Consider the following 9338-nt stretch of genomic DNA (forward strand, 5'->3'; position numbering starts at 1 on the left):
TGCGGCCGATGCGGCGGCGGGAGGCGCGGCCGGCTCCGTGCTCGGCCTGCCGGCGCCGGGCGGGACGGTCAGTAGCGCAGGCGCGCGTAGTAGGAGGCCTCGGCGGCCGCCCGCGCCTGCCCGAGGGTCGCGACGCCGCGCTGGCCGAGCAGCGGCAGGAGCTTCAGGAAGACCTGGGCGGTGGTCAGCGCGTCGCCGGCGGCGGAGTGGCGCCCGGAGACGGTGACCCCGAGGCGGGCGGCGATCGCCTCGAGCGAATGCGAGATCTCGTCGGGCTGGGCGACGCTCGCGAGCAGCAGCGTGTCGAGGACCGGCTGCTCGAAGCGGACCCCGGTCGCCGCCTCCTTGAGCTGCAGGAAGCGCATGTCGAAGGCGACATTGTGCCCGACGAGCACCGTCTCGGCGGCGAAGGCGTGGAAGGCCGGCAGGACCTCGGTGATGCGGGGCTGGCCGCGCACCATCTCGGGGCGGATGCCGTGGAAGGGGATCGAAGCCTCGGGGATGCTGCGCCCCGGATCGACGAGCTGGTCGAACCGTTCGCCGCGCAGGAGCTTGCCGTTGACGATGCGCACGGCGCCCATCTGGATGATCTCGTCGCCGCCCGCCGGGTCGAGGCCGGTCGTCTCGGTGTCGAAGACGGTATAGGCGAGCGCCGCGAGCGGGCGGTCCTCGAGGGCGCGGGCGGCGTCGCTGACGGCGAAGAGGTCGAAGTCGTAGTATTCCGGCCGCTCGGGCGGGCCGGCCTCGGCGTCGCGGCCGGTGGCGACGGGCAGGAGGAAGCGGAAGAAGGACTGGCCGCGCGGGCGGTCGTGAGCGAGCCAGATCTCGCCGCCGTGCCGCTCGGCCACGTCGCGCGCCGACAGCGGCGAGCCGCCCTCGGCGAGCTGCATCGGCTCGGTGCGCCAGCCCTTGGGGCGGTGCGGCGCGTCCTCGCCGGTCGGCCAGACGAGGTCGAGATGCGCCCAGCCGCCGGCCGCCGGGGCGAGGCGGAGGGTGAGGGGGGGCCGGTCCGGGGTCTCGTGCAGGCGGTGGGCAAGGAAGGCGAGCGTCTGGGTGAGGGCGAAGCTGTCGACGTTGAGCCAGAGGCCGTCGTCGACCTCGGTGCCGGCGACCGCCTGGCCGGTGGTCGCCTCGATGCGCTGGGCGGCGGCGGTGAGGAGGTCGGCGCCGAGCATCTCCTGCAGCGGCCAGCGGGTGAGCAGATCCTCGGAGGCATCGGCGGCAAGGTCGGAGAGGCGGGCGGAGAGGGTGTTCACCTCGTCGCGGACCACGGCCAGGAACCCCTCGCGCTCGGCGGCGTCGAGGTCGGGATAGTCGAGCATGTCGAGCGCGGCCTGCATGCTGGCGAGCGAGGCGCGGCTCGCCTCGGTCAGCCGCGTCAGCCGCTCGTCGCGGCGCGACTGGGCGGCATAGTCCTCGGTGATGTCGTCGAGCAGGAGCACGTAGCCGGAAAGCGGCGCGCCGGCGGCGCCGGGGCGCACCGGGGCGAGGCTGACCTGCAGCAGGTGGCCGGCCGGCGTCGTGGTGACGAACCGGCTCGAGGCGGCGCCCTCGCCGCGGGCGGCGCGCCGCTCGATCGCCTCGATCGCATGCGCGATGAGCGCCTTGTCGATCACCGCGTGGATCGAGCGGCCGAGCCCGATGAGCTCCGCCCCGCCGGCGATCGCGGGGGCGGTCGAGAGGCGGCGGAAGAGCGCCCGGGCGCGGCCGTTGTAAAGCAGGATCCGCCCGTCGGCATTGCAGACGATGACGCTCTGGTTGAGCTCGGCCATCAGCGTGCCGAGCTGGTCGCGCTCGAGCGCCACCTTGCCGCTCGCCTCCTCGACCAGCCGCGCCATGTCGGCCTTGAGCGCCCGGCGGTCGGAGGCGAGCGCGTTGATCGCCTCGGCGAGCAGGCGCTGCTGCTTGGCCCCGGCCGGCACCAGCGCCGGCGCGTTGACGTCCCCGACGAGGAGGCGCGTCGCGTCGGTCAGCCGCCCGGTGGCGGCGACATGCGCCTCGTGGAGCCGTGACGACATCCAGCCGCCGAGGAGGGCGGCGAGCAGCCACCAGCCGAAGAGGAGCGCCTCCCGCCCGGCGAGGAGCGGGCGCGCGAGCGTGCGCTCCTCGCCAGAGAGCGTCGCTCCGACAAGGAGCGCGCCGAGCGCCAGCCAGGCCGCCAGCGCCAGTCCCGGCGCCAGGGCGGCCATCGCGAGGCGCCGGTCGAGCTTCACGCGAGCATGTCCCGCACCCTGGCGGCGAGATCGCGCGTCGAGAAGGGCTTGGTGATGTAGGCGTCGGCCCCGGCGCCGAGGCCGCGGGCGACGTCGCTCTCGCGCCCCTTGGCGGTCAGCATCAGGATGCGGGTCTCGCGCACCTCCGGGTCGGCGCGCACCGCCTCGCAGACGTCGAAGCCGGTCATCCCCGGCATCATCGCGTCGAGCAGCACGAGCCGCGGCTTCTCGGCGCGGATCATCGCCAGCGCCTCGCTGCCGTCGCGGGCGATCAGCACCTCGTAGCCCTCGCGCTTCATCATGAAGCTGAGCGACACGACGATGTTGGGCTCGTCGTCAGCGATCAGCACTTTCGTGCCCATTGTCGTTTCCCCCCGCCTTCCCGTCCGGCCTTAGCGGCAGGCGGAAGGCAAAGCAGGCGCCCTTGCCCGGTTCCGATTCCAGCCACATCGTTCCGCCGAAATGATCTACGATCTGGCGGCTGATCGGAAGCCCGAGACCGGTGCCGGGGGGCCGCGTCAGGGCATCGCCGCCCTGGCGGAACTTCTCGAAGACGGTTGCCTGCTCGGCGAGGGGCACGCCCGGGCCGTTGTCGCGCACCGAGACGGCGAGTGATTCGCCCTCGTCGCGCAGCGTGACCGCGACCCTGCCGCCCGCGCGGGGGACGAACTTGGCGGCGTTGGAGAGGAGATTGAGCATCACCTGGGTCAGCCGGTCGGGGTCGGCGCGCAGGAGCGGCACCGCCTCGGGAAGGTCGAGCGCGACCGAGACGTCACCCTCGCGGAAGAGCTCGGAGGTCGCGCGCACCGCGTCGGTGACGAGCGCGCGCAGGTCCACGTCGGCATTGTGCCACTCGGCGTGGCCCGACTCGATCTTGGCGAGGTCGAGCACCTGGTTGACCAGCCGGCTCAGCCGCTCGCTCTCGGAGACGATGATGCCGAGGAACTCCTGGCGCTGGGCGGCCTCCATCTCAGGATCGTCGAGCATGAGCTCGGAGAGGGCGCGGATCGAGGTGAGCGGGGTGCGGAGCTCGTGGGTCACCGAGGACATGAAGTCGTCCTTGAGGTGGTCGAGGCTCTTCAGCTGCTCGTTGGCGGCGCGCAGCTCGCCCGTCGCCTCCTCGAGCGCCCGGGCATAGCCGCGCAGCTGCGAGGCCTCGTCGAGGATCTCGAGCACGTCGTCGATCGAGAGCGGCTCCTCCTGCGCGACCGATTCGATCATCACCCGCGCCGAGGCGGTGCCCACGGCGCCGGCGATCTGCCGCTCCACCCGGTCGACGAGGCGGGCGTCGGCGACGAGGTCGGGCACGGGCACGCCGACCTCGCGCGCATGCTCGTCGAAGAGCGCCTGCGCCCGCACCGGGCCGAGGAAGCGCCCGGCGAGCGCGCGGAGGTCGTCGAGCCGGGCGCGGCCGCGCCAGAAGACCGGCTCGGTGCCGCCGCGGCGGAAGACGTCGACGAAGAGCAGCGCCTGGCTCGCCTCCCGCGCCGAGGGGCTCCGCGCCAGCGACAGGCCGACGTAGAGCGAGACGTTGGCGAGCAGGCTCCAGAAGAGCGAGTGGGTGAGATAGTCGAGCTGGGCGAGGCCGAAGAGCCGCTCCGGCGCGAGCAGCGTCAGGCCGAACGGGCCGTCGTCGATGAAGCCCGCCGGGATCCAGCCCGACTTGGCCACCGACGGCAGCATCAGCGTGTAGGCCCAGACCGCGAAGCCGCCGATCAGCCCGCCGTAGGCGCCGGCGCGGGTACCGCCGCGCCAGTACATGCCGCCGAGCAGTGCCGGCGCGAACTGCGCCACGGCGGCGAAGCTGATGAGGCCGATCGACACCAGCGCATAGGCCTCCCCCGCGACGCGGAAGTAGAAATAGCCGAGCATCAGCACGGCGAGGATGGCGGTGCGGCGGATGTTGAGCAGGAGCCGGGTGAGGTCGCCGCCCTCGCGGCTGCCGAAGCGGCCGAGGCGCAGCAGCGAGGGCATGACGAAGTCGTTGCAGACCATTGTCGACACCGCCACCGTCTCGACGATCAGCATGCCGGTCACCGCCGAGAAGCCGCCGATATAGGCGAAGAGCGCGAGCCAGTGCGCGCCGCTCGCGAGCGGCAGCGACAGGATGAAGGTCTCCGGGTTCTCCTGCCCCGGCCCGAAATGGAGCAGGCCGCCGAAAGCGATGGGCAGGACGAAGATGTTGATGAGCAGCAGGTAGAGCGGGAAGAGCCAGGCCGCGCGGCGGATGTGCCGCTCGTTCACGCATTCGACGACCATGACCTGGAACTGCCGCGGCAGCAGCAGCACCGAGAGCATCGAGAGGATGGTGAGCGCGAACCACTGCGCATAGTCGAAGGAGGCCGCGCTCTGGTCGAGCCGCAGCAGCGTGCGGAGCTCGGGGATGGCCTCGGTCCGCGCCCAGATGTCGTCCATCCCGTCGAAGAGGCCCCAGGTGACGAAGGCGCCGACCGCGATGAAGGCGACGAGCTTGACCGCCGATTCGAAGGCGATCGCCGCCACCATCCCCTCGTGGCGCTCGGCGAGGTCGAGGTGCCGCGTGCCGAAGGCGACGGCGAAGGCGGCGAGCGCCAGGGCGACGTAGAGCGTGCCGTCCTTCCACCAGGCGGTGACCGGCGCGGCGGAAGGGCCGGTCAGCACCTGATAGCCGGCCGAGACCGCCTTCAGCTGCAGCGCGATGTAGGGGACGATGCCGACCACGGTGATGAGGGTGACGAGCGCGGCGAGCAGCGGGCTCTTGCCGTAGCGGCTGGCGATGAAGTCGGCGATCGAGGTGATGCGGTAGGTGCGGGCGATGCGGACCATCTTGCGCACCACCATCCAGGCGAGGAGCATGGCGAGCATCGGCCCGAGGTAGATGGGCAGGAACCACATCCCCCCGCTCGCCGCCCGCCCGACGCTGCCGAAATAGGTCCAGGCGGTGCAGTAGACCCCCCAGGAGAGCGCGTAGAGCGTGGCGTTGTCGATCACCGAGCGTCCCTGCGCGGCGCGCCGGTCGCCGTACCAGGCGATGGTGAAGAGCAGGAGCAGGTAGCCGAAGGCGGCGCCGAGGACCATGCCCGGGGTCATCATGGCCGGTCGTCCTCCTGCCCGTCCGGCGCGTCGGTCCCGTCGCCGGGGGCGCCGCGCTCGGCGGCATCGCCCTCGCTGACCAGGGCGAGGGCGAGGATGAGCCCGGCCCAGATGGTGAAGAGCGCGACCGGCAGGAGCGGCAGGCCGAAGACGGTCGCCGGCTGATCCCAGATCGCGAGCAGCGGGAAGTTCAGCAGCGCGAGCCCGGCGGCGCAGAGGGCGACGAGCACCTGTGGCCGCGGGCGCCGTTCCCCTCTCACCCGGCCCTCCCCGTCACAACGCGTCGAGGCGGAAGTGGAGCGCGAGCCACTGGCGGAAGTCGCGCACGATGGTGAGCGAGTCCTTCAGGGCCTGTTGCTCGAGCGTGCCGAGCTCGGCGAGGCGGATCGCGTTGTCGGGCGCCCGCCCGGCCTCGATCTGGCGCAGGTTGCTCGAGAGCTTCAGCCCCATGAGCAGGTGCAGCGCGTCGGTGAGATCGCGGGCGCGGCCGGCCTCGATGCGCCCGGCGGCGGCGAGGGCGCGCAGCCTGTCCTCGGTCCCGAGCGCCTCGACGCCGTACTGCAGCGCCAGCGTGCGCACGCCGTGGACCAGCGGGAAGATGCCGAGCTTCTTGAGGTCGATCTCGGCCGCCTCCCTGCCGCGCAGTCCCGGGAGCCGGCGCCACCAGCCGCCCTCGGCGCCGAACTGCTCGATGGCGGCGGCGAAGCGGGCGTAGAAGGCGTCGCTGCCGGCGAGCAGCCGCCGGAGATAGGCGCGCAGCTCGGCGAGGAGGCCGGCGTCCCCGGCCACCGCGGCGGCATCGAGGAAGATGGCGAGGTTCATCGGCCCCTCCGGGTCGCTGCCGTGCGTCCAGTCGCGCAGCGCGGCGCGGAAGCCCTCGAGCGGCTGGCGCCAGAGCGGCCGGCTCAGCATGATGCCGCCGGGGCAGGGGGGATAGCCGAACTCGATCAGCGCCGCGGTGAAGGCCTCGGTCACCGCCTCGAGCCCCTCGAAGGCGAAGCCGTCCTTGAGGATCAGCGCGTTGTCCTGGTCGGTCTTGATGATCTGCTCGCCGCGCCCCTCGCTGCCCATGACGATGAGGCAGCTCGCGGCGCGCAGCTCGGCCGGCGCGACGAGCTCCCAGAGCCGGCGGAAGATCTGCCGGTTGAGGCTGTTGACGATGCCGGCGATGACCTCGACGCGCACCCCGTCCTCGCTCAGCACGCGGATCAGCGCGTCGATCTGCCGCGCCGCGGCGCCGAGCTCCTCGACGCTGACCGCCCGCGCCGCCTGGTGGGCGATGAGGTGGGAGTGGCTGGCGAGAAAGCCCATCAGGTCGAGCTGGCTCAGGATGCCGACGACCTCCTCGCCCTCGCGCACCAGCACGCGGTGGATGCGGTGGCGCAGCATCAGGATCAGCGCATCGTAGAGCGGGTCGTCCGCTGCGACGGCGAAGGGCGCGAAGGCGGTGAACTCGCGCACGAGGAGCGCGGCCGGCGGCCGGTCGGCGATCAGCGCCTCGCGCAGGTTGGTGGTGGTGAAGATGCCGAGCCGGTCGCCGTCGCGCACCAGGGCATCGGCGATGCCGCGCGCCGCGAGGTCGCGGCAGAGGGTCACGAGGTCGGTGCCGGCGTCGACGAAGTAGGGCTTGCGCAACGCGGCGTCGCGCACCCGCGCCGCCATCAGCGAGACGAACTCGCGCCGCTCGCGGTGCTCGGCGTCGGCCCGCCCTTGGGGCGAGCCGACAGGGGTGTCGGGGAGCCGATCCGGCATCGAAGGGCCCGTTTCGGGGTCCGACATCGGATCCGCTCCCCCGTGCTCAGTGGGCCGAGGCCGTCTCGGCGCCGATGCCGGTCTCCGAGCGCACCTGCTGTGCGAGGAACCCGGCCCGGTCGAGCTTCGCCCGCGCGCTGTTGTCCATCTTCGAGACGAGCCAGATCGCGAGGAAGGCGAGCGTCATCGAGAAGAGCGCCGGCGAGGTGTAGGGGAAGGGGGCCGACCCGGCCGGATAGCCGAGCGTCGCTTCCCAGACCGAGGGCGAGAGCACGGTCAGCACCACCGAGGAGATGAGCCCGAGGAACCCGCCGACGACGGCGCCCTTGGTGGTGCAGTCCTTCCAGAGGATCGACAGGAACAGCACCGGGAAGTTGGCGGACGCGGCGACCGCGAAGGCCAGCGACACCATGAAGGCGATGTTCTGCTTCTGGAAGGCGATGCCGAGGATGACCGCCACGATGCCGAGGCAGATCGTGGTGATGCGCGACACCCGGAGCTCGGCCGCGCTGTCGGCCTTCCCCTTCTTGATCACCGTCGAGTAGAGGTCGTGGCTGACCGCCGAGGCACCGGAGAGCGTCAGGCCGGCGACCACCGCGAGGATGGTGGCGAAGGCCACGGCCGAGATGAAGCCGAGGAAGATGTTGCCCCCGACGGCGTTGGCGAGATGCACCGCGGCCATGTTGTTGCCGCCGACGAGCGCGCCCTCGGCCGTCAGGAAGCTGGGGTTGGTCAGCACGAAGGTGATGGCACCGAAGCCGATGATGAAGGTGAGCAGGTAGAAGTAGCCGATCCAGGTCGTCGCCCACATCACCGACTTGCGCGCTTCCTTGGCCGAGGGAACGGTGAAGAAGCGCATCAGGATGTGCGGCAGGCCGGCGGTGCCGAACATCAGCGCCATGCCGAAGCTGATCGCCGAGATCGGGTCCTTGATGAAGTTGCCGGGGCCCATGATCGACTGGCCGGCGGTCGCCGCCTCCTCGGGGGTCTTGCCCGCCGCGGTGGCGATGTCGCTCTTCACCTGCACCGCTGCGGCGAACATCCGCTCCGGGCTGAAGCCGTAGTTCCAGAGCACCATGAAGGCCATAAAGGTCGCGCCGCCGAGCAGCAGGCAGGCCTTGATGATCTGCACCCAGGTCGTGGCGGTCATGCCGCCGAAGAGCACGTAGATCATCATCAGCACGCCGACGACGACCACCGCGATCCAGTAGTCGAGCCCGAAGAGGAGCTCGATCAGCGAGCCCGCGCCGACCATCTGCGCGATCAGGTAGAAGGCGACGACGACCAGCGTGCCGGAGGCGGCGAAGATGCGCACCGGCTTCTGCTCGAAGCGGAAGGCGGCCACGTCGGCGAAGGTGAACTTGCCGAGGTTGCGCAGCCGCTCGGCCATCAGGAAGGTCAGGATCGGCCAGCCGACCAGGAAGCCGATCGAGTAGATCAGCCCGTCGTAGCCCGAGACCATGACCGCGGCCGAGATGCCGAGGAAGGAGGCCGCCGACATGTAGTCGCCGGCGATGGCGAGGCCGTTCTGGAAGCCGGTGATGCCGCCGCCGGCGGTGTAGAAGTCGGCCGCCGACTTGGTGCGCGAGGCCGCCCACTTGGTGATGAAGAGGGTGAGGATGACGAAGGCGGCGAACATGACGATCGCCGTCCAGTTGGTCGCCTGCTTCTCGGCCCCCTGGATGACGTCGGCGGCGAAGCCGACCCCCGGAGAGAGGAAGGCCGCAGCGGCGAGCGCGGCGGAGAACCCTCGGATGCTGCGGCTCATTTCAGCGCCTCCCGCTTGACCTTCTCGGAGAGCTCGTCGAACTCGCTGTTGGCGCGGCGGACGTAGATCCCGGTGATGATGATGGTGAAGACGATGACGCCGAAGCCGATCGGGATGCCCCAGGTCATCACGCCCTCGCCGATCCGGTGGGCGAGGAGCTGCTTCTCGAAGGCGATGAGCAGGATGAAGCCGTAATAGACGATGAGCATCGCGATCGTCAGGGTCCAGCCGAACCTCAGCCGCGTGCTCCTGAGCGTCTGGTAGTCCGGATTGGCGGCGATCCGCTCTGCTAAGGGTGTTTCCATGGGTTCCTCCTGTCCCCCGCACGGGGTCCGCACAGTGCGGGCTTTGGCCAAGTCGTTGGGATGACGAAGAAAGGCGGGAGTCGTTTACCAGCTTTCAACGAAGGTTAACCCGCCCCGCTTATCGTGCGGGGCGGGCGGGGGGTCAGTCGCGGTTCATGCGGTTGCCGATGAGCTCGTCGACGACGGCGGGGTCGGCGAGGGTGGAGGTGTCGCCGAGCGAGCCGTAGT

At 71.2% G+C, this 9338-nt stretch carries 7 protein-coding genes; all 7 read right to left on the reverse strand.

Annotated elements, in window-relative coordinates:
* Positions 1–68: 68 nt before the first annotated feature.
* Genes Q0112_RS06305 through Q0112_RS06335 form a run of 7 tightly spaced genes read right to left on the reverse strand, consistent with a single transcriptional unit; the run spans position 69 to position 9110 of the window.
* Positions 69–2213, reverse strand: coding sequence for an exonuclease domain-containing protein (locus Q0112_RS06305; protein ID WP_297972851.1), 2145 nt, complete (start codon positions 2211–2213; stop codon positions 69–71).
* Complete coding sequence (locus Q0112_RS06310) at positions 2210–2575, reverse strand: response regulator (RefSeq protein WP_297972854.1); 366 nt, start codon at positions 2573–2575, stop codon at positions 2210–2212. The genes Q0112_RS06305 and Q0112_RS06310 overlap by 4 nt, the downstream gene beginning before the upstream one ends.
* Positions 2550–5285: a sensor histidine kinase gene (locus tag Q0112_RS06315; RefSeq protein WP_297972856.1), complete on the reverse strand. Its 2736-nt coding sequence runs from the start codon at positions 5283–5285 to the stop codon at positions 2550–2552. Before Q0112_RS06315 ends, Q0112_RS06310 begins: the two co-directional genes overlap by 26 nt.
* The gene (locus tag Q0112_RS06320) at positions 5282–5545 is read right to left on the reverse strand and encodes a hypothetical protein (protein ID WP_297972858.1); all 264 of its coding nucleotides are present in this window, start codon (positions 5543–5545) and stop codon (positions 5282–5284) included. The genes Q0112_RS06315 and Q0112_RS06320 overlap by 4 nt, the downstream gene beginning before the upstream one ends.
* Before the next feature lie 13 nt (positions 5546–5558).
* On the reverse strand, positions 5559–7037 hold the full coding sequence (locus Q0112_RS06325; RefSeq protein ID WP_297972860.1) for a putative nucleotidyltransferase substrate binding domain-containing protein: 1479 nt from the start codon (positions 7035–7037) through the stop codon (positions 5559–5561).
* Positions 7038–7083: 46 nt separating this feature from the next.
* Positions 7084–8805 carry a cation acetate symporter gene (locus tag Q0112_RS06330; RefSeq protein ID WP_297972862.1) on the reverse strand — a complete coding sequence of 574 codons (1722 nt, stop codon included), beginning with the start codon at positions 8803–8805 and terminating at the stop codon, positions 7084–7086.
* Complete coding sequence (locus Q0112_RS06335) at positions 8802–9110, reverse strand: DUF485 domain-containing protein (protein ID WP_297972864.1); 309 nt, start codon at positions 9108–9110, stop codon at positions 8802–8804. The genes Q0112_RS06330 and Q0112_RS06335 overlap by 4 nt, the downstream gene beginning before the upstream one ends.
* Between the last annotated feature and the right edge of the window lie 228 nt (positions 9111–9338).

Source organism: uncultured Amaricoccus sp. (assembly GCF_937858865.1).
Lineage (GTDB): Bacteria > Pseudomonadota > Alphaproteobacteria > Rhodobacterales > Rhodobacteraceae > Amaricoccus.

Coding starts and splice junctions, on each gene's coding strand:
- Q0112_RS06315 (WP_297972856.1), bottom strand. CDS start 5,285: ATGATGACCCCGGGCATGGTCCTCGGCGCCGCCTTCGGCTACCTGCTC.
- Q0112_RS06335 (WP_297972864.1), bottom strand. CDS start 9,110: ATGGAAACACCCTTAGCAGAGCGGATCGCCGCCAATCCGGACTACCAG.
- Q0112_RS06310 (WP_297972854.1), bottom strand. CDS start 2,575: ATGGGCACGAAAGTGCTGATCGCTGACGACGAGCCCAACATCGTCGTG.
- Q0112_RS06325 (WP_297972860.1), bottom strand. CDS start 7,037: ATGCCGGATCGGCTCCCCGACACCCCTGTCGGCTCGCCCCAAGGGCGG.
- Q0112_RS06330 (WP_297972862.1), bottom strand. CDS start 8,805: ATGAGCCGCAGCATCCGAGGGTTCTCCGCCGCGCTCGCCGCTGCGGCC.